This is a genomic window from Pseudomonas sp. GW822-FHT03F08 (assembly GCF_058801265.1).
Genome location: NZ_JBXANC010000004.1, coordinates 569,552 through 589,445, shown reverse-complemented (window position 1 = coordinate 589,445; position 19,894 = coordinate 569,552). Strand labels below are relative to the sequence as shown.

Annotated in this window: 15 protein-coding genes and 1 tRNA gene; 13 read left to right on the top strand and 3 right to left on the bottom strand. The window is 61.7% G+C overall.

From position 1 onward, the window contains the following. Nucleotides 1-152: 152 nt before the first annotated feature. From pgaA to AC1RME_RS13105, 9 genes are all read left to right on the top strand, one after another. Nucleotides 153-2,636, top strand: a complete 2,484-nt coding sequence (pgaA, locus tag AC1RME_RS13145) for a poly-beta-1,6 N-acetyl-D-glucosamine export porin PgaA (RefSeq protein ID WP_096821849.1) — start codon at nt 153-155, stop codon at nt 2,634-2,636. A gap of 12 nt (nt 2,637-2,648) precedes the next feature. Continuing rightward, nucleotides 2,649-4,646: a poly-beta-1,6-N-acetyl-D-glucosamine N-deacetylase PgaB gene (pgaB, locus tag AC1RME_RS13140; RefSeq protein WP_096821850.1), complete on the top strand. Its 1,998-nt coding sequence runs from the start codon at nt 2,649-2,651 to the stop codon at nt 4,644-4,646. A 1-nt stretch (nt 4,647) separates the two neighbouring features. Further along, nucleotides 4,648-6,003, top strand: coding sequence for a poly-beta-1,6-N-acetyl-D-glucosamine synthase (pgaC, locus tag AC1RME_RS13135; protein WP_096821851.1), 1,356 nt, complete (start codon nt 4,648-4,650; stop codon nt 6,001-6,003). Next, nucleotides 6,000-6,530 carry a poly-beta-1,6-N-acetyl-D-glucosamine biosynthesis protein PgaD gene (pgaD, locus tag AC1RME_RS13130; protein WP_096821852.1) on the top strand — a complete coding sequence of 177 codons (531 nt, stop codon included), beginning with the start codon at nt 6,000-6,002 and terminating at the stop codon, nt 6,528-6,530. The genes pgaC and pgaD overlap by 4 nt, the downstream gene beginning before the upstream one ends. A gap of 103 nt (nt 6,531-6,633) precedes the next feature. Beyond that, nucleotides 6,634-7,194, top strand: coding sequence for a YbhB/YbcL family Raf kinase inhibitor-like protein (locus tag AC1RME_RS13125; protein WP_085733396.1), 561 nt, complete (start codon nt 6,634-6,636; stop codon nt 7,192-7,194). 87 nt (nt 7,195-7,281) lie between these two features. Beyond that, entirely contained in the window at nt 7,282-8,973 is a 1,692-nt protein-coding gene (locus AC1RME_RS13120; protein ID WP_096821983.1) for a vWA domain-containing protein, read from the top strand. A gap of 29 nt (nt 8,974-9,002) precedes the next feature. Further along, complete coding sequence (locus tag AC1RME_RS13115; protein WP_255261958.1) at nt 9,003-9,584, top strand: RNA polymerase sigma factor; 582 nt, start codon at nt 9,003-9,005, stop codon at nt 9,582-9,584. After that, the gene (locus AC1RME_RS13110) at nt 9,581-10,198 is read left to right on the top strand and encodes a hypothetical protein (protein WP_096821854.1); all 618 of its coding nucleotides are present in this window, start codon (nt 9,581-9,583) and stop codon (nt 10,196-10,198) included. Before AC1RME_RS13115 ends, AC1RME_RS13110 begins: the two co-directional genes overlap by 4 nt. 20 nt (nt 10,199-10,218) lie before the next feature. Further along, nucleotides 10,219-10,497 (top strand): hypothetical protein, encoded by a 279-nt coding sequence (locus AC1RME_RS13105; RefSeq protein WP_255261954.1) that lies wholly within the window; start codon nt 10,219-10,221, stop codon nt 10,495-10,497. Between the two features lie 66 nt (nt 10,498-10,563). On the opposite strand, the gene AC1RME_RS13100 is transcribed toward AC1RME_RS13105, so the two are convergent. Next, a tRNA-Arg gene (locus AC1RME_RS13100) sits at nt 10,564-10,640 on the bottom strand. Nucleotides 10,641-11,085: 445 nt separating this feature from the next. Here AC1RME_RS13100 and gabD point away from each other — a divergent pair. The 3 genes from gabD to AC1RME_RS13085 all read left to right on the top strand — a co-directional run bounded on the left by gabD (nt 11,086) and on the right by AC1RME_RS13085 (nt 15,344). Further along, entirely contained in the window at nt 11,086-12,528 is a 1,443-nt protein-coding gene (gene gabD, locus AC1RME_RS13095; protein WP_085712649.1) for an NADP-dependent succinate-semialdehyde dehydrogenase, read from the top strand. A 185-nt stretch (nt 12,529-12,713) separates the two neighbouring features. After that, the gene (gabT, locus tag AC1RME_RS13090) at nt 12,714-13,991 is read left to right on the top strand and encodes a 4-aminobutyrate--2-oxoglutarate transaminase (protein ID WP_007957613.1); all 1,278 of its coding nucleotides are present in this window, start codon (nt 12,714-12,716) and stop codon (nt 13,989-13,991) included. A gap of 141 nt (nt 13,992-14,132) precedes the next feature. Continuing rightward, on the top strand, nt 14,133-15,344 hold the full coding sequence (locus AC1RME_RS13085; RefSeq protein ID WP_096821856.1) for a response regulator: 1,212 nt from the start codon (nt 14,133-14,135) through the stop codon (nt 15,342-15,344). 25 nt (nt 15,345-15,369) lie between these two features. Here the strand turns inward: AC1RME_RS13085 and AC1RME_RS13080 are convergent, their stop codons facing one another. Together AC1RME_RS13080 and desA are read right to left on the bottom strand one after the other, a co-directional pair. Next, on the bottom strand, nt 15,370-16,359 hold the full coding sequence (locus AC1RME_RS13080) for a GGDEF domain-containing protein (protein WP_096821857.1): 990 nt from the start codon (nt 16,357-16,359) through the stop codon (nt 15,370-15,372). A gap of 145 nt (nt 16,360-16,504) precedes the next feature. Continuing rightward, nucleotides 16,505-17,689 carry a delta-9 fatty acid desaturase DesA gene (gene desA / locus AC1RME_RS13075; protein WP_096821858.1) on the bottom strand — a complete coding sequence of 395 codons (1,185 nt, stop codon included), beginning with the start codon at nt 17,687-17,689 and terminating at the stop codon, nt 16,505-16,507. A 146-nt stretch (nt 17,690-17,835) separates the two neighbouring features. Between desA and dibA the strand changes: the two genes are divergently transcribed. After that, nucleotides 17,836-19,755: a phosphodiesterase DibA gene (gene dibA, locus AC1RME_RS13070; RefSeq protein ID WP_493091363.1), complete on the top strand. Its 1,920-nt coding sequence runs from the start codon at nt 17,836-17,838 to the stop codon at nt 19,753-19,755. Nucleotides 19,756-19,894 lie beyond the last annotated feature (139 nt).

Here is a 19,894-nt window from a genome sequence, read left to right as displayed (position 1 = left end):
ATCTGAACAAATATTGTGTTCTGAATATTGGTCTACGCTTGCGTGCAAGACTGCTTGGATAAGCTTGGCCAAGTGATTCTGACTTGGCCTCCGTTACGAATTGGGCAAGGGGGGGCATTGCAACCCGGCTGGCCATGTAAGGATGCTGACGAATGCCGCGTACTGATGTTCCCGTATTACATCGTGGTTTACGCCCTTTGTTTCGAGTCGCGCTGTGCAGCCAGTTGCTCTGGCCGGTACTCGCGTTGGCCGATACGGCCTACGATCAAATGGTGCTCGACGCCCGGGCAGGGCATTACACGCCTGCGCTGACCGCTTTGCGTCAAGTGCCGCCGGCCCAGGCTTCCACCGGGCAGGTCAGCGATCACCTGCAAATCGCCAGTTGGGCCGGGCTCGACGCCGAAGTGGTACAGGTCTACGAGACCCTGGGACGCGGCCGCGCATTGCCGATCCAGGCCCTGACCGCCACCGCCCGCGCCTATCGCAATTTCAAGCGCTGGGATCAGGCCTCCGAGGTCTACAACAAGGCTTTGGCGCTGGAACCGAACAATGCCGACCTGCAACTGGGTCTGGCGTTGACCCAGGCTGATTCCGGCAAACCCGACGAGGCTGTGACCCGTGCGAAAGCGCTGGTGGCGGCCAAGCCCGACGATCCTTCCCGCCGTCTCGCCTTGGGCTATGCCCTGACCCGCGCCGGCAAGCAATACGACGCGCTGTTCGAATACGATCAGGCCTTCTCTCGTGCCGGCAGCAAACCGGAAGTTGCCCGTGAGTACGTGGTCGCTCTGCAAAAAGCCCGTCTGCCTGAGCCTGCGCTACGCCTGGCCAACCAGCGTCCGGGGCTGATCGATCCGGTGACGCTGCGCCGTCTCGAAGGCGATCTGGCTGCCGAACGCGTGCGTCTCGCCGAATTCGCCACCCGCAGCGAAAAAGAACGTTATGTGATCGCCGACCGTGCGTTGGCCGACTACGACAAACTGCTCGCCACCTGGACCCCGGACGCCAGCGCCCACGATGATGTGACCCGCTGGCGCATCGACCGCATGGGCGCCCTCAAGGCCCGGGCGCGCACTGCCGACGTCATCACCGAATACCAGAAGCTGCAAGCGGAAGGCGTGAAGATTCCGACCTACGCTTTGCGTTGGGTCGCCGCGTCTTATCTGGATCGACGGCAACCGGAAGTCGCCACCGATCTCTATCGCCAGGTGCTCTCGGCGCCGGACGCCGATGCCGGCGATCGCCTCGAAGACACCACCGCGCTGTATTACTCGCTGCTGGAGAGCGACCGGGCCGACGAGGCACGCAAGGTCGCCGAAGACCTGGCCAAAAACGAGAAACCGCGCGTCGAACTCAAGGGACTGCCAATCGGCAACCCCAGCGACGACTGGATGGACGCGCAATTGCTCTCGGCACAGGCTGCCGGTACCTACGGCGCGGACTTGCCCCACGGCGAGGATCGCTTGCAGACGCTGGTCGATCAGGCGCCGGGTAACGTCGGCTTGCGCCTGTCCCAGGCCGATCTGTACCTGGCCCGCCAATGGCCGCGTCGCGCAGAAAGCCAGCTCAAGGAAGTCGAGAGCGTGGTACCACGGGACATGGGCCTGGAAGTCGCTCAGGCCCGCACGGCCATGACTTTGCAGGAATGGCGGCAGATGGATGCGCTGACCGACGACGTCGTCGAGCGTTTCCCGGACAACCGCCAGGTTCAGCGCGCCGCACGCGAGCGCGAAGTGCATGACATGTCCGAGCTGCGCGTCGAAGCCTACGGCGGCAAGGCCAATGGCGGCAGCGGCGGCAATGCCGGCGCGGTCAGCGGCAGTCGGGACTTCGGCATCCAGAGCACGCTGTACAGCCCGCCGATCGATGAAGACTGGCGTGTGTTCGCCGGGGTCGGTTATGCCACCGGCGACTTCGCCGAAGGCACCGGCAACCACCGCTTCCAGCGCGTCGGCCTGGAGCGCCGCACCCGTGACATGACCCTTGAAGCCGAGGTCTCCAACCATTCCTACGGTTACGGCGACAAGCAGGGCGCTCGTCTGGCGATTGCCCGGGACATCAACGACAACTGGCAGTACGGCGGCAGCCTTGAATACCTGTCGGCCGACACCCCGTTGCGCGCGTTGAACAGCAACATAAAGGCCAACGGCGGCAGCGGTTTCATCCGTTGGCGCGCCAACGAAAGCCGCGAGTGGAAACTGTCGGTCAGCCCGTCGCATTTCAGTGACGGCAACAACCGCGTCGAAGCCTTGCTGACCGGGCGCGAAGGCGTCTACAGCACCACCCACGTGCAGGTCGACGCGGGTCTGGAAGTCGCCACCAGCCACAACTCCAATTCCGAAGACGTGCCGTACTACAACCCGAAGGCGGATCTCAGCGTGATGCCGACGGTCAACGTCAACCACGTGCTCTACCACCGCTACGAAACCTCCTGGAGCCAGCAGTTCCAGGCCGGCGCGGGTACGTACAGCCAGCGTGACCACGGCACCGGCGGCATGGCGTTGCTGGGCTACGGCCAGCGCTATGCCTGGAACGACGTGTTCGAGGTGGGCGGTTTGTTCAGTGTGATCAACCGGCCCTACGACGGTGACCGGGAAACCGATCTGCGTCTGCTCGTCGACCTCACTTTCCGCTTCTAGAAGAGTTTGAAGATGCCTTTTATTTCGCGTTTCATCCTTCTGCTGGGAGTGCTGCTGGTCAGCGCCTGCGCCCAGCAAGCTCCGGCCTTCGCACCGCCGTCCGAGCGCCCGGTGGCGGCCAATGAAAAACCATGGCCGAAAAACCACGTGCTGGGCATTGCCTACCACGACATCGAAGACCGTGATCCCGATCAGGCGGTGGTGGCGGTGCGTACCGAGCGCATGATCGAGCAACTGGCGTGGCTGCGGGAAAACAACTACAAGCCGGTGACGGTCGATCAGATCATGGCCGCGCGCAAGGGCGGGCCGGAACTGCCGCCCAAAGCGATCCTGCTCAGCTTCGACGACGGTTATGCGAGCTTCTACACCCGTGTGCTGCCGGTGCTGCGTGCCTACAACTGGCATGCGCTGCTGGCGCCGGTCGGCGTGTGGATCGACACACCGCTGAATCAACCGGTGGATTTCGCCGGCACTCCGCGTCAGCGCTCTGACTTCCTGACCTGGGATCAGGTGCGCGAAATCTCGCAATCCGGCCTCGTGGAAATCGCCGCTCACACCGATGCCAGCCACAAAGGCATCCTCGCCAACCCGCAAGGCAACCTGCAGCCGGCCGCCGCGACCCGGCGCTACGATCCGGTGACCAAACGCTATGAAACCGAGGCGGATTTCCAGGCGCGGATCCGCACCGACGTGGCCACCATTTCGGAGAAAATCCGCAAGGCCACCGGCAAGAAACCGCGTATCTGGGTCTGGCCATACGGTACGGCGGACGGCACTTCGCTGACCGTGGTGAGCGAGCAGGGTTATGAAATGGCCCTGACCCTCGACGACGGTCTCGATGCCTTAGACAACCTGATGAGCAGCCCACGATTCCTCGTCGCCTCCGACCCGGACGGCGAGCATTTCGCCAACAGTATCGTGGCGGTGCAGTCCGATTTCGCCATGCGCGTGGTGCATGTGGACCTGGACAACGTCTACGACCCGGATCCTGCGCAACAGGAAGTGAACCTCGGCAAACTGATCCAGCGCATGGCCGACATGGGCGCCAACACGGTGTTCCTGCAAGCCTTCGCCGATCCGAAAGGCGATGGCCTGGTGCATTCGCTGTACTTCCCCAACCGTCATCTGCCCATGCGTGCCGACATTTTCGACCGTGTCGCCTGGCAGTTGCGCACTCGGGCTCACGTGAAAGTGTTCGCCTGGATGCCGGTGCTGAGTTTTGCGCTGGATTCGAAATTGCCACGGGTCACGCGCTGGGATCCGAAGACCGGCACCACGTCGGTCGACCCGGATCAGTACAAACGGCTGTCGCCGTTCGACCCCGAAGTGCGACGGATCATCGGTGAAATCTACGAAGACGTGGCGCGCCTGACCTCGGTCGACGGCATCCTCTACCACGACGACGCCGTGCTGTCGGACTTCGAGGACGCCAGCCCCGAGGCTCTCAAGGCCTATGCCGCCCACGGTCTGCCGGGCTCGATTGCCGCCCTGCGCGACGATCCGGCGGCCATGCAGCGCTGGACGCGATTCAAGAGCCGCTACCTGATCGACTTCACCAACGAACTGACCGCCAAGGTCCGCGCGATTCGCGGCCCGCAAGTGCTGACCGCACGCAACATCTTTGCCGAGCCGGTGCTCAATCCGCAAAGCGAAGCGTGGTTCGCGCAGAACCTCGACGACTTCCTCGTGAGCTACGACTGGACGGCGCCGATGGCCATGCCGCTCATGGAAAAGCAGACCCATGCGCAATCCGGCCCGTGGCTGGAAGAACTGGTGGCGAAGATCAAACAGCGCCCCGGTGCGCTGGATCGCACGGTGTTCGAATTGCAGGCCCGGGACTGGACGAAAAAGGACCAGGCCGACATCGACGGTGCACAACTGGCCGACTGGATGGGCCGCCTCAAGCGTCAGGGCGCGACGAGTTTCGGCTACTACCCGGACAACTTCCTCGAGAACCTGCCGGACCTGAAAACCGTGCGGCCTGCGCTCTCCAACAAATGGAACCCATGACATGCTGGATAGACTGCTGGCCCTGCTTGTTCTGGCGATTGTCCTCGGCGTCCCGCTGGGGCTGATCTTCCTGGTCACCGGGCAATTCCTGATGGACTTCGTGTTCTTCTACCCGCTGTTCATGTCCGGGTTGTGGATTTCCGGCGGCCTGTATTTCTGGCTGCACTGGGAGCGGCACTGGCCGTGGAAGGACGACACGCTGCCGCCACCGCTGGAAGGCGAACCGCTGATTTCGATCCTGATCCCTTGCTACAACGAGGGCGACAACGCCGCCGACACCATTCACGCGGCGCTGGCCCAGCATTACCCGAACATCGAAGTCATCGCGATCAACGACGGCTCCAAGGACAACACCGCGCAAGTGCTGGATGCGCTGGCCAAGGAAGATCCACGGTTGCGCGTGCTGCACCTGGCGGAGAACCAGGGCAAGGCCGTGGCACTGCGCATGGGCGCCATCGCTGCACGCAGCGAATATCTGGTGTGCATCGACGGTGATGCGCTGCTGGCGCCGAACACGGCGGCTTACCTCGTGGCGCCGATGCTCGACAACGCGCGACTGGGCGCGGTGACCGGTAACCCGCGGATCCGTACGCGTTCGACGCTGGTCGGGCGGGTTCAGGTCGGCGAGTTCTCGTCGATCATCGGGCTGATCAAACGCACCCAGCGAGTGTTCGGGCGGATCTTCACCGTGTCGGGTGTGATCGTCGCGTTCCGCCGCACGGCGCTGAACCGGGTCGGCTACTGGAGCCCGGACATGATCACCGAAGACATCGACATCAGCTGGAAACTGCAACTGGACCACTGGAGCATCTTCTACGAGCCCCGCGCCCTGTGCTGGATCCTGATGCCGGAAACCCTGGGCGGGCTGTGGAAGCAGCGCCTGCGCTGGGCCCAGGGCGGTGCCGAAGTGCTGTTCAAGAACATTCGCGGCATCTGGCAATACCGTCACCGTTACCTGTGGCCGCTGCTGTTCGAATACTGCCTGTCGACCGGCTGGGCGTTCACTTTCCTGTTGTCGGTGATTTTCTGGGTGATGGGCAAATTCATGGTCATGCCCGAAGCGATCGCCGTGCATCACCTGATGCCCCCGGCGTTTACCGGGTTGCTGCTGGCGTTTGTCTGCCTGGTGCAGTTCGCGGTCAGCATCATCATCGACCGGCGCTACGAGCCGGGTCTGGGCAAGACCATGTTCTGGGTGGTCTGGTATCCATTGGTGTTCTGGTTCATCAGCCTGCTGACCACGCTGGTCAGTTTTCCCAAGGTGCTGTTCGGCCAGCATCAGAAGCGTGCGCGTTGGGTCAGCCCGGACCGGGGTATCAAACCGGTCGGGGATGACGAAGAGGAGGTCATCAAATGAAAATCATCCGGACCCGCCAGCGACCATTCCTGGTGGTGGTCGATGTGTTCCTCACGGTGCTGGCCTGGGTTGGCCTGCTGTATCTGTTGGTGCGCGGGCTGTGGCCGCTGATCGAAACCCATGCCGGCGGGCCGCGCATCGATAACTCGGCGTTCGAAGCGCTGGGGACCTTGCAGATCTACCTGTGGGTGGCGCTGGTCAACGCCGTCATTCTGATTTCCTGGGCGCGTTATCAACAACGCAAGAGCCGCAGTTTTGCTCAGCGTCGGCTGGCGGCTCCTGTGGTCGACGATGATGGCCTGAGCAAAAGCTTCAAGCTGTGCGATGACCGCCTGCAGAAGCTTCGCAGCCCGGGCGTCATTACCATCCACAACAATCAGGACGGTGACGTCAGCCATGTGGTGCCGCACCTGTGGCCGGTGGAACAGGCGGAATTGCCGCCACCGCTGGCGCCACTGGAGCATCCGCGGGTGATCTTTCTGCATGCCGAGGACGACGATAACCGTGAGCCGGTGAACCGTCTGTAAGCGCGGTGATACCAATGGGCGTCATTTGCCACTGCCACGGCACGAACGGTACAGCTATAGTCTGCAGGCCGAAGACGGCCCAACTGCACAAGGTGCTCCCGGAATGACCCGATTGACCTCTCTCAACCCTTGGCTGGCGGCCGTTGCCGTCGCCCTTTGCGTGCAGTTTCCGGCGCAGGCCCAGGAGCGCTTCACCCTCAGCATTCCCGGTGTTTCGGACAACCGTCTGTTCACTGCGGCGGCAGCCAGTGACGCCGCCGGTTGCGGCGGCAAGAACCAGTCGCCGGCGTTGAGCTGGAACGCCGGCCCGGCCGCGACCCAGAGCTACGCCATCGTGATGCACGATCCGGACGGCCAGAAAGGCCTGGGCGTCGATCACTGGGTTCACTACGGCATCAAGGCCACGACCCGGCAGATCCCGGCCGGCATTGGCACCAAGCCGACCTTCGAAGGCCTGGGGGGCACCAACAGCAAAGGCACGACCACCTATGTCGGCCCATGCCCGCCGACTGGCGACAGTGCGCACCACTACATCATTCAGATCTACGCCCTGGACCTGGCCCCCGACGCCTTGCCGGCCGGCCTGACTCGCGCGCAGCTGCTGGAGAAAATCAAAGGCCATGTGCTGCGCAACAGCAGTGCAGTGCGGCGTTATCACCGCTGAAAAAATTTTCGGCGGCGTTTAACCCGAACTGAAAGGGCTGTCCGTCTCAGAGGTTGAATGGATCAATTCTTCCTCGAGGTCAGCCCCATGTCTCTTCCTTCGATGCTTCTGCGACCCCTTGCTGCCGGTGTGCTGTTGGCCGTCGCCGGTTGCGGCATTTCCTCCAGTCCGGAATCCGCCGCCGTGCCGCCACCGGCACAGCTCCCCTCGAAACCCGTGGTGCAGCAAGAAGTGGTCATGGCCGATCACTCCTTGGCCAAGCGCAGCGCGTTGGCGGCGCCGATGGCCAGTTTTGCACCGATGCCGGCCGGGGAAAGTTATCCACAGGACTATCGCGCCGAGCCGCGTGAGCAATACGAAACCCTGGCGGATAACCCGATCCACAGCGTTGCCGAATCGCCCGTTTCGACCTTCAGTGCCGATGTGGATACCGGCGCCTACGCCAATGTCCGCCGTCTGCTCAATCAGGGACGCCTGCCACCGGAAGGTGCGGTGCGGCTGGAGGAGATGGTCAATTACTTTCCCTATGACTATGCGTTGCCCACTGACGGATCGCCGTTCGGCGTGACCACCGAGCTGGCCACTTCGCCGTGGAACTCGCACACCCGCCTGCTGCGCATCGGCATCAAGGCGTCCGATCGTGCGGTGGCGGAACTGGCGCCGGCCAACCTGGTGTTTCTGGTGGACGTGTCCGGCTCGATGGATCGTCGCGAAGGGCTGCCGTTGGTCAAAAGCACCCTGAAGCTGCTGGTCGATCAACTGCGCGAGCAGGATCGCGTGTCGCTGGTGGTGTATGCCGGCGAATCCAGAGTCGTACTGGAGCCAACCTCCGGACGAGAAAAAGCGAAAATTCGCACAGCCATCGAGCAGTTGACGGCGGGAGGCTCGACCGCAGGCGCCTCCGGCATCGAACTGGCCTATCAAATGGCACAACAAGCCTTCATCCCCAAAGGCATCAACCGCATCCTGCTGGCCACCGACGGTGACTTCAACGTCGGTGTCAGCGACTTCGACAGCCTCAAGCAAATGGCTGTGGATAAACGCAAGACCGGGATTTCCCTGACCACCCTGGGTTTTGGTGTGGATAACTACAATGAACATCTGATGGAACAACTGGCGGATGCCGGCGACGGTAACTACGCCTACATCGACAATCTGCGTGAAGCGCGCAAGGTGTTGGTGGATCAGCTCGGTTCGACCCTCGCCGTGGTGGCGAAAAACGTCAAATTGCAGGTGGAATTCAACCCGGCGCAGGTCAGCGAATACCGGCTGCTGGGTTACGAAAACCGCGCGCTCAAGCGTGAGGATTTCAGCAATGACAAGGTCGATGCCGGTGAGATCGGTGCGGGGCATACGGTGACGGCGCTGTATGAAATTGTCCCCGCAGGCGAGAAGGGCTGGCTGGAACCGCTGCGTTACGGAAAAACCGATGCAGGGGTTTCTGAAAAGAAAGGAGAACTGGCAATGCTGCGTGTGCGATATCAAAAGCCTGAAGGTGGGAAAAGTCTTCTGATCGAGCGGCTAATTACCAAGCAAGTCGCGCCGGCCAGCGAGGATCTGCGATTTGCCGCCGCCGTCGCCGCGTTTTCCCAGCAGCTCAAGGATGGCCGCTATACCGGTGATTTCAGCCTCAAGGACACCGAAGCGTTGGCCCGAGGTGCCCGTGGCGATGACCGCTTCGGCCTGCGTAACGAGTTCGTGCAACTGGTGGAACTGGCGCAGAGCCTGCGTACTTCCACAGCATCCAACGGAATGTCCACTGAGCGACGGATTGAATAGTGAGCCGCCTCAAAGGCTTCATCACACAGCTGTTTGCCTCCGCAGACAGCCTTGAGGCCAGCAGCGACGAATCGCTGCTGGCCCGTTATCGCGAGGGCGACGGCAAGGCGTTCGAGATCTTGTACGCCCGCCATCGCCAGAGCCTGTACCGGTTTCTGCTCGGGTTGAGCGGCAAACCGGAACTGGCCGAAGAGGTGTATCAGGAAACGTGGCTGAGCCTGATCCGCAGCAGCAGTCAGCCACAAGGCCGGGCGACTTTTCGTACCTGGTTGTTCCAGATTGCCCGCAACCGTCTGATCGATCACTGGCGCAAACATGGCGCCCATCAACCGCTGCATGACAGTTACGACGAACAGACCCATGCGGTCAGTGACCATGCGAGCGACCCCGAGCAACTGCTGAGCCTCAGCCGCGACAGTCAGCGCCTGGACAGCGCCCTGCAAACCTTGCCCGCCGACCAGCGCGAAGTATTCCTGCTGCGCGCCCACGGCGACCTCGACCTGGCGCAAATCGCCAGCCTCACCGAAACACCGCTGGAAACCGTCAAGAGCCGCTTGCGCTACGCCCAGCAAAAACTGCGTCGGCTGCTGGCCGAGGAGGTACTGACATGACGGACACCCGCCAGACACCCGAAGAGCAACTGCTCAGGCATTACCGCGAGCAACAGACCGGCGAACCGCCGGCAAATCTCGACGCGTTGATTCTCAGCGCCGCGCATCGCCAGATCCCGGTACCGAAACCGAACCTTTGGCAACGCTGGATCAAGGCCTGCCAGACACCGCGCTACCAGGTAGCTTTCGCCAGTCTGGTCGGCATCGCGCTGATGCTGTCGCTGGTGCATCGCGCCCCGGAACCCGTGGCTCATTACGATTTCGCCCCAGCCGCCAAACCTGCTGCGCCAATGGCTCGTAAAGAGGCCATCGAATCCCGGACATTATCAGCACCCGCTGGCGCGTTATCCGCACCTGCGCCTGCGCCTGCGCCGAAGGCGGAAATGGCTGCGCCGATGCAAAGCGAATCGATCAGCGCCGACAGCGCGGACGAAGCCAAAGTCAGCAAGCGCGCTGCCACCCCGGCCAATGGCCTCGACGAGCAACTGCGCGAAGTCCTGCGCCTGCGCGAATCCGGTCAATCACAGGCTGCCGATACCCTGTACAACAATCTGCACAAGCGTTACCCGAGCGTGAATCTGGACCTGCGCCTCGAACAAATCCGCCAGAACTGACCGGGTGATCTCTCAGCCATTTGGCATTGCCCCATAAAAACGCGCACTATCAGGCCATTGCCGATGCGCTGGAGGATGCCGTGGCCCAAAAAATCGACCGCATCGCCCAAATGCTCAACTGCCCGGTGAAGGGTGAGGAACTGCGGCGAGCAGTGACCGAGAGTCGTAAGGAGTTTCTTCTGGCGAAACAGGCAGAAGAGGATCTGGAGGAAGACGTTCTTGATGATGAGTTGATCGAGGACGACGAAGACGACGAAGACGATGATGAATACGACGAGTTTGACTGGACGACGGAGTGAGTCGCAAATCAGCACCCACAAAAAAGCCCCAGACCTTACGGCCTGAGGCTTTTTCGTTTCTGTTCATGGTGCACCAGGCGGGATTCGAACCCACGACCCCTGCCTTCGGAGGGCAGTACTCTATCCAGCTGAGCTACTGGTGCAGCGGGCGACATCATACCTAGGTCGGCTCGGGGCGTCCATGCCGGGTTTTGGCGCTTATTGTCAGTGCGCGTGTCGGTCGAAAGCGCTGCATTCCATAAAGCTGTAACGTCCTGCAAAAGGCTCGCTTGGCGCTTTGGCGGGACTGAACTAAGGTTTCGTTGCGGCGCAGGCTGGTTTGCTCGTTGATCTGAAAAATCCGGCAAAAGCGGCGTTTTTGTTCTTTTTTTCGAACGACCTATTGTCCTTTACCCCCTTTGATCCTACGATCCGTTTGAGATTTCAAACGCTCTTTGATCGGGTGCCGAGCCGCACGTGTTTGCAACCGTGCACTCTTCAGGTGCTTCAGTCCGGTGAATGATTTCCCTGACGGCAGCCTTGCGAGGCGCCTTTCTACAATCATAATTTTGCTCCGCGCTGGCCGCGGTGCTGTTAAGGAAAGCCGACATGCAGCTTAAAGACACCCAGTTGTTCCGCCAGCAAGCCTTCATCGATGGCGCTTGGGTCGACGCGGACAACGGTCAGACGATCAAGGTCAACAACCCGGCCACTGGCGAAATCCTGGGCACCGTGCCGAAGATGGGCGCTGCCGAAACCCGCCGTGCCATCGAAGCCGCCGACAAGGCGCTGCCGGCCTGGCGTGCACTGACCGCCAAGGAGCGTGCAGGCAAACTGCGTCGCTGGTTCGAACTGATCATCGAGAACCAGGAAGACCTGGCTCGCCTGATGACCCTCGAGCAGGGCAAGCCACTGGCCGAAGCCAAGGGCGAGATCGTCTACGCCGCTTCGTTCATCGAGTGGTTCGCCGAAGAAGCCAAGCGCATCTACGGTGACGTGATTCCGGGCCACCAGCCTGACAAGCGCCTGATCGTGATCAAGCAGCCGATTGGCGTGACCGCCGCCATCACTCCGTGGAACTTCCCGGCGGCGATGATCACCCGTAAAGCAGGCCCGGCCCTGGCTGCCGGTTGCACCATGGTGCTCAAGCCCGCTTCGCAAACTCCGTTCTCTGCATTCGCCCTGGCCGAACTGGCCCAGCGCGCCGGCATCCCTAAAGGTGTGTTCAGCGTGGTGTCCGGCAGCGCCGGCGACATCGGCAGCGAGCTGACCAGCAACCCGATCGTGCGCAAACTGTCCTTCACCGGTTCGACCGAAATCGGTCGTCAGCTGATGTCGGAATGCGCCAAGGACATCAAGAAAGTCTCGCTGGAACTGGGCGGTAACGCACCGTTCATCGTGTTCGACGACGCGGACCTGGATAAGGCCGTCGAAGGCGCGATCATTTCCAAGTATCGCAACAACGGCCAGACCTGCGTCTGCGCCAACCGTCTGTACATTCAGGATTCGGTCTACGACGCCTTCGCCGAGAAGCTGAAAGCGGCCGTCGCCAAACTGAAGATCGGCAACGGTCTGGAAGATGGCACCACCACTGGCCCGCTGATCGACGAGAAAGCTGTGGCCAAGGTGCAGGAGCACATCGCTGACGCCGTTGCCAAAGGCGCAACCGTGCTGGCCGGTGGCAAGCAGATGGAAGGCAACTTCTTCGAGCCGACCATCCTGACCAACGTGCCGAAAAACGCTGCGGTGGCCAAGGAAGAAACCTTCGGTCCGCTGGCGCCGCTGTTCCGCTTCAAAGACGAAGCCGAAGTGATCGCGATGTCGAACGACACCGAGTTCGGTCTGGCTTCCTACTTCTACGCTCGCGACCTGGGCCGTGTATTCCGTGTGGCGGAAGCCCTGGAGTACGGCATGGTCGGCGTCAACACCGGGCTGATCTCCAACGAAGTCGCGCCGTTCGGCGGCATCAAGGCCTCGGGCCTGGGCCGTGAAGGCTCCAAGTACGGCATCGAAGATTACCTGGAAATCAAATACCTCTGCCTGGGCATCTAAGCCGGGAAAGGGATCGCTGCAAACGCAAAGGGCACGAGAGCGCTGTCCCTTTGCGTCGTTTCAAACCGGAATTTTCTCTGCGGCCGGGAACGCCGTGGCAGTCGATCATCGCATGCTGCCACCGCCGATTCCTCCCGCTTAATCCTTGAACCACGCCGCCCGATGAGCGGTGAATGAGGACTGTAATGAGCAAGACTAACGCTGAACTGATGGCCCGTCGTACCGCAGCTGTTCCACGTGGTGTTGGCCAGATCCACCCGATTTTCGCCGAGTCCGCGAAGAACGCGACCGTGACCGACGTTGAAGGTCGCGAGTTCATCGACTTCGCCGGCGGTATCGCCGTGCTGAACACCGGCCACGTGCACCCGAAAATCATCGCCGCCGTGACCGAACAGCTGAACAAGCTGACTCACACCTGCTTCCAGGTATTGGCCTACGAGCCGTACGTTGAGCTGTGCGAAAAAATCAACGCTCGCGTACCGGGCGACTTCGCCAAGAAAACCCTGCTGGTGACCACCGGTTCCGAAGCCGTTGAAAACGCCGTGAAGATCGCCCGTGCTGCCACTGGCCGTGCTGGCGTGATCGCTTTCACTGGCGCATACCACGGTCGCACCATGATGACCCTGGGCCTGACCGGTAAAGTCGTGCCTTACTCGGCCGGCATGGGCCTGATGCCAGGCGGCATCTTCCGCGCGCTGTACCCGAACGAGCTGCACGGCGTGAGCATCGACGACTCGATCGCTTCCATCGAGCGCATCTTCAAGAACGACGCCGAGCCGAAAGACATCGCCGCGATCATCATCGAGCCTGTTCAGGGCGAAGGTGGTTTCTACGTCGCACCGAAAGAATTCATGAAGCGTCTGCGTGCCCTGTGCGACCAGCACGGCATCCTGCTGATCGCTGACGAAGTGCAGACCGGCGCTGGCCGTACCGGTACTTTCTTCGCCATGGAACAGATGGGCGTTGCCGCCGACCTGACCACCTTCGCCAAATCCATCGCTGGCGGTTTCCCGCTGGCCGGTGTCTGCGGCAAGGCCGAATACATGGACGCCATCGCGCCAGGCGGCCTGGGCGGCACCTACGCCGGTAGCCCGATCGCTTGCGCCGCGGCCCTGGCCGTGATGGAAGTGTTCGAAGAAGAAAAACTGCTGGACCGCTGCAAGGCTGTCGGCGAGCGTCTGGTAACCGGCCTGAAGGCCATCCAGGCCAAGTACCCGGTGATCGGCGAAGTCCGTGCCCTGGGCGCCATGATTGCCGTCGAGCTGTTCGAAAACGGCGACAGTCACAAGCCAAACCCGACCGCAGTCGCTGCCGTCGTGGCCAAGGCGCGTGACAAGGGCCTGATCCTGCTGTCCTGCGGCACCTACGGCAACGTTCTGCGCGTCCTGGTACCGCTGACCTCGCCGGACGAGCAACTGGACAAAGGCCTGGCGATCATCGAAGAGTGCTTCTCGGAGCTGTAAGCCCGGGCACTGTGTGATCGGATCGACAAAAAACCCGCTTCGGCGGGTTTTTTTACGCTTGCTGAAACACATACCCCGCATTCGAGCTGTATCGAAACGCCAGCATTGGCTAAGGTTCAAGCATTGCAAGGGAGGGCGAGCATGCCTGCCGTCGAATTACCCGCTGTACCCCGAGTCCTGATTGCCGAGGCCGACCCATGGTCTCGTGACCTGCTCAAACAGGTTTTGCTCAACGTGCGCTGCGATGCGCGGCTGGATCTGTGCGCCGATGGCCAGGAGGCGATGACGCTGCTCAGCGAAGTCCCCTATGACCTGGCGATCGTCGACTGGGAGCTGCCCGGTGTCGACGGTTTGAATGTGTTGCGCAGTGTCCGCCAGCGCAAACGCAATCCGCCGCTGCCGTTCATTTTGATGAGCAGCCGCAACGACAGCGCCAGTGTGCGCGAAGCCCTGCCATTGGCGCCGACGGCCTATCTGGCCAAACCCCTGAACATGGAAAGCCTGACCGAGCGTTTGCAGGGGCTGCTGCTCAATGCCGGCGAGGAAGTGTTCTGCGAAGTGCCCGCACTGGCGCCGGGCATGACCCTGTCGGTGTTCCTCGAGCGTCGCCGCGAGCAGGCCGACGGCGCACCGTTGATGACCGACGTACAGGTGGCGGTCAAACGCAGCCTCAACCCCAACGGGCTGGATCTGAAGCTGCTGGAAGAGGAAATCCGCACCGACCCGCAGATCACCGCCGTGTTGATCGCCGCAGCCAACAGTGCCGCTCAGCATCACGGTGCGGCGGTGCAGACCCTGGCTCAGGCGCTGCATCGCCTGGGCACCGGCCAAAGCATGAACCTGATCCTCGGCCTGGCCCTCAAGCGCAGCGCCAGACTCAGCGATCCATGCCTGGCGGACTACGCGGAGCGTTATTGGGGCCTGTCGCTGCACACCGCCGAATACGCGCGTACCCTGGCGCGTCTGCTCGATCTGGATCAGGAACGCTGCTATTGCGCCGGGATGCTCCATCGTCTCGGCGATCTGGCGTTGCTGCGTTGTTTGCAGGAGTGGAAGCAGGCCGGTGGCGAGCTGGATGAACTGGAGGAAGTCGGCGATGCGCTGGCGGAATTCGGTGCGGCGTACGGCTCGGCGTTGCGTACTCGCTGGCGTTTGCCGCTGGAGCTGCGCGAGTTGATTGCATCCGTCTACCAGCTCGGTGGCGGGGTGTACTCCCGCGAAGCGCTGGTGATGAACATGGCGGCGCAAATGGCGCGGCTGACCGAGCACGAGGGCGTCGAGGAGCTGGCGAAGAGCCGCACGGCGCGCCTGCTCAAGATCGGGCTGCCGGAGCTGATGCGGATGCGCAAATAGCGCTTGTTCCGCATCAGCGCTGTGTTCAGCCGGAAATGATCCGGTTCTTGCCCTGACGCTTGGCCTCGTACATCGCCGCATCGGCTCGGGCGAACAGGTCGTCGAGGCTTTCGTCTTCCGGGGTGAGGCTGGTCAGGCCCTGGCTGACGGTGATGCCGAAGGTCTGTTCACCGTGGCTGAAGCTCAGACGCTGGATTTCCTGTTGCAGGCGCTCGGCCACCTGCATCGCCATGTCCGGCGCGCAGCCCGGAAAAACCGCAGCAAATTCCTCACCGCCAATCCGTCCGAACAGATCCCCCCGACGCAACGAGGCGCGGCCACTTTCGGCGATTCGTTGCAGCACGTGGTCGCCTTCCGGGTGGCCGTAGGTATCGTTGATCACTTTGAAGTCATCGATGTCCAGCAACAGAAACGCCAGTGGCGCACCCTGCAAACGGGCTTCTTCAAACTCGCGGTTGGCGCATTCGAAGAAGTGTCGACGGTTGCTGCTTTGGGTCAGCACGTCGGTGGTGGCCAGGCGTTGCAGCTCGGTTTCCATCTGTTTTTTCTCGGTGATGTCTTCGGCGATGCCGACGATGATCACCGGTTGTCCCGGTTCTTCCTGGCGGTTGATGAAGCACTTGTCGCTGATCCAGCGCACCTGACCGTCGGCGTCGATGATCCGGTATTCGCGGTCTTCCACGGCGCCTTTGTGCAGCACTTCGGCGAGGCTGCGTTCAGCGTATTCCAGATCCTCGGGGTAGATGCTGTCGCGCCACTGGTTATGGTCGGCGAGCAGCAGGGCGGCCGAACGGCCGAAAATCCGTTCATAGGCGGGGCTGACGTACAGCACCTGACGGGTTTCCCAGTTGAAGGCCCAAAGCACGGCGTTGACGCTGACCAGCAGCGAGCTGAACAGCTGTTCGCGTTCGCTCAGGCGCGCCACTTCGCCCTGGGCGTGCATCAGCGCCATCAGGGTTTGTGCGGCTTCGGGCCACTGGGGAAGGGATGAGTCTTTTTGATTGTTGTTGACCATCGACACGGATCTCAAAGGGCGTGCCGATCAGTCGACAACGGCCACGGGACAGCCCGCCGGGGGTGGCGAAGTGTCTTTGAGATAGGGGATCGGGGGTGAAGTTCCGAAGGGTGCGCCCGGGAACCGGGCGCACCGATCAACGGCATCAGACGGCGGCGGGGCGCAGCGAGTAGGTTTTCAACTGGTCGGCGAATTCGCGCAGGGACTGGATACCGCTGGCCTCGGCCTCGTGTACCCATTCCTTGATGGCCGCGAGCATGTCGTGGCCATTTGCGCTGGTCTTGACCCAGATCTGCTGCAGGGCCAGGCGTTTCTCGTAAATTACCTTCAGCGCCTGGCTGTGCTCGAGCATGTTCTGGATGCGCGCGTGGTGGCGATCCTCCAGCAGGCTGGTTTCACGGGAGAGCAGACGCTTGGCGCGATGGAACTGGTGGCGTACCGAATGATCGACCTTGTCCAGCTCCTGCTTGACCAGCGGCCCGATCACCAGCTTGCGGTACTGGGCCATGATCTGGAAGCGGTTGTTGAGGATCGCCATGGCGGTGTCCATGTCCAGGCTGCCCTTGCCTTCGACGCGGTGGGCGATCGGCGCAACGCGCTGCACCTTGGCCAGGCGCAGGAAGCTGAAGACCTGGATCCAGGCCCAACCGAGGTCGAACTCCCACTTCTTGACCGACAGTTTGGCCGAGTTGGGGTAGGTGTGATGGTTGTTGTGCAGCTCTTCGCCGCCGATCAGGATGCCCCATGGCACCAGATTGGTCGCGGCATCGCGGCATTCGAAGTTGCGGTAGCCGATGGCATGGCCGAGACCATTGACCACGCCGGCGGCCCAGACCGGGATCCACATCATCTGGATCGCCCAGATGGTGATGCCGATGGTGCCGAACAGCAGCAGGTCGACGACCGCCATGATTGCAATGCCCAGCAACCGGTGGCGGCTGTAGAGGTTGCGCTCGATCCAGTCTTCCGGGCAGTTCTTGCCATAGATGCGCAGGGTCTCGGCGTTCTGCGCTTCCTCGCGGTACAGCTCGGCGCCTTTGCGCAGCACTGTCGACAGACCCTTGACGACCGGGCTGTGCGGGTCATCGACGGTTTCGCATTTGGCGTGGTGTTTGCGGTGGATGGCCGTCCACTCGCGGGTGTTCTGCGCCGTGGTCAGCCACAGCCAGAAACGGAAGAAATGCTTCAGGCCGGCATTCAGCTCCAGGGAGCGATGGGCCGAGTAGCGGTGCAAGTAGACCGTGACGGCAACGATCGTCACATGGGTCATCAGCAGGGTGACGGCGACCAGTGACCAGGCCGACAAGCCAAGAAAACCTTCGTACCACATAGGCTATAGGGCCCTCGATAAAGAAAAAACAGCCGTTGCATTATCACCAAGCACACAGATAAAACCAGTCGCCCTTTCAGATAAGAGATGGCTGGATGTTTCTTGACCTATAATCCCGACATTTTTGTAGGGACATGGACGGCCGAATGTCTGCCTCATACCGCGATGCCTTGCGTGCAGCGCTGCTTTACCTGGTCCTTGCCGTTGTCTGGCTGCAAGGCATTGGCTATTTATTGAACAGTTTCTTCGATAGCTCTGATGAGTTGCTGCGTTGGCAACTGATCAACGGCTATGCCTTTGTGGTGTTCAGCGCCGGTTTGATCTTTCTTGCCCGGGCGCGCCTGTTCGAATGCCTTGGCATTGGTGCCCGGTTGCGCGAGCGCCAGGCCGATCGCGAACGCCTGCGTCAGGCCGCTGCTGTGTTCGATTGCACCCGCGAAGGCGTGCTGGTCACGGATCGGCAGGGGCTGATCGTGCACGTCAATCGCGCCTTCATGGAAATCACCGGTTATCAGCGTGAAGAAGTCATTGGCCAGCAGCCCAGCCTGTTCAAGTCCGGGCACCATCCTCCAGGGTTCTATCAGGCGATGTTCGCCACGTTGCAGGCGCAGGATGAATGGAGCGGCGAGATCTGGAACCGTCGTAAAAGCGGCGAGATTTATCCGCAATGGCAGACGATCCGCGTCATTCGGGACGAAGACGGTCGGCTCAGCCACTACGTCGCGGTGTTTTCCGATATCAGCGCGATCAAGGATTCCGAGCATGAACTCAAGCACCTGGCCCACCACGATCCGCTGACCGATCTGCCCAACCGCCTGCTGTTCAGCGATCGCGCCGAACAGGCGCTGGCGTCGGCGCAGACCCACAAGCGCGGCTGTGCGCTGCTGATGGTCGATCTGGATCACTTCAAATTGATCAACGACAGCCTCGGCCACAACATCGGTGACCGCTTGCTCAAGGCGGTCGCCGTGCGTTTGCAGGCGCTGTTCGGCTCTGGCATCACCCTGGCGCGGCTGGGTGGTGATGAATTCGCAGTATTGGCGGAAAGTTGTCCACAGCCTGCGCAGGCCGCGGCGCTGGCCCAACGCATTCTCGATGCGCTCAAGGAGCCGTTCTGCCTCGACGGCCATGAACTGTTCATCAACGCCAGCCTCGGCATAAGTCTGTTTCCCAGCGATGCGTTGAGCGCCGAACAGCTGTTGCGCAACGCTGATGCGGCGCTGTTCAAGGCCAAGAGCAGCGGCCGCAACGGCTACGCGCTGTACACCGAAGAACTCACCGCCCACGCCCAGCAGCGGGTCGAGATCGCCTTCGAACTGCGCCGTGCGCTGGAGCAGCAAGAACTGCGGGTTTACTACCAACCGGTGCACGACCTGAAAACCAGCCGCCTGATCGGCGTCGAGGCGCTGGTGCGCTGGGAGCATCCGCAGCGGGGGCTGGTGTCGCCGGCGGAGTTCATCCCGATTGCCGAGCGCACCGGGATGATCTCGGAAATCGACGCTTGGGTCATGCAGCAAGCCTGCCGGCAGATGTGCCAATGGCAGCAGGCCGGGGTCGTGCTGTCGTTTGTCGCGGTGAACGTGTCTTCACGGCTGTTCGCCCGCCGTGAGTTGTATCAACAGGTGGCGCAGGTGCTGCACGACACCGGGCTGGACCCGGCCTATCTGGAACTGGAAGTCACCGAAAGCGCGGTGATGGACGATCCGGAAGTCGCACTGGAACAGATGCATCGTCTGCGCGAACTGGGCATTCGTCTGGCCATCGATGACTTCGGCACCGGTTATTCGTCGCTGCTGCGGCTCAAGCGCCTGCCGGTGCAGAAGCTCAAGATCGATCAGGGGTTCGTCGCCGGCCTGCCGTGGGACGAGGACGATGCAGCGATCGTCCGGGTAATCATCGCCCTGGCCCGCAGCATGGGCATGCAGGTGCATGCCGAGGGCATCGAGCAGGCCGAGCAGGCGGCGTTCCTGCTGGAGCAGGCGTGCGATCTGGGGCAGGGCTACTGGTTCGGGCGGCCAGTGCCCGAAGCTCAAATCGACTGGACTCGAGCGCCGGCAATCGGCTGACGGATGTGCACAGCGGGTTTGTAATCGGGCAAATCCGCCGCAAACCCTTGCTGCATCACATAATGTTTTCCAGTTATATAAACATTCTTAAATAGTCTTTTTAAGAATATCCGCGCCTCTCTTATATTGCTCCCACGCC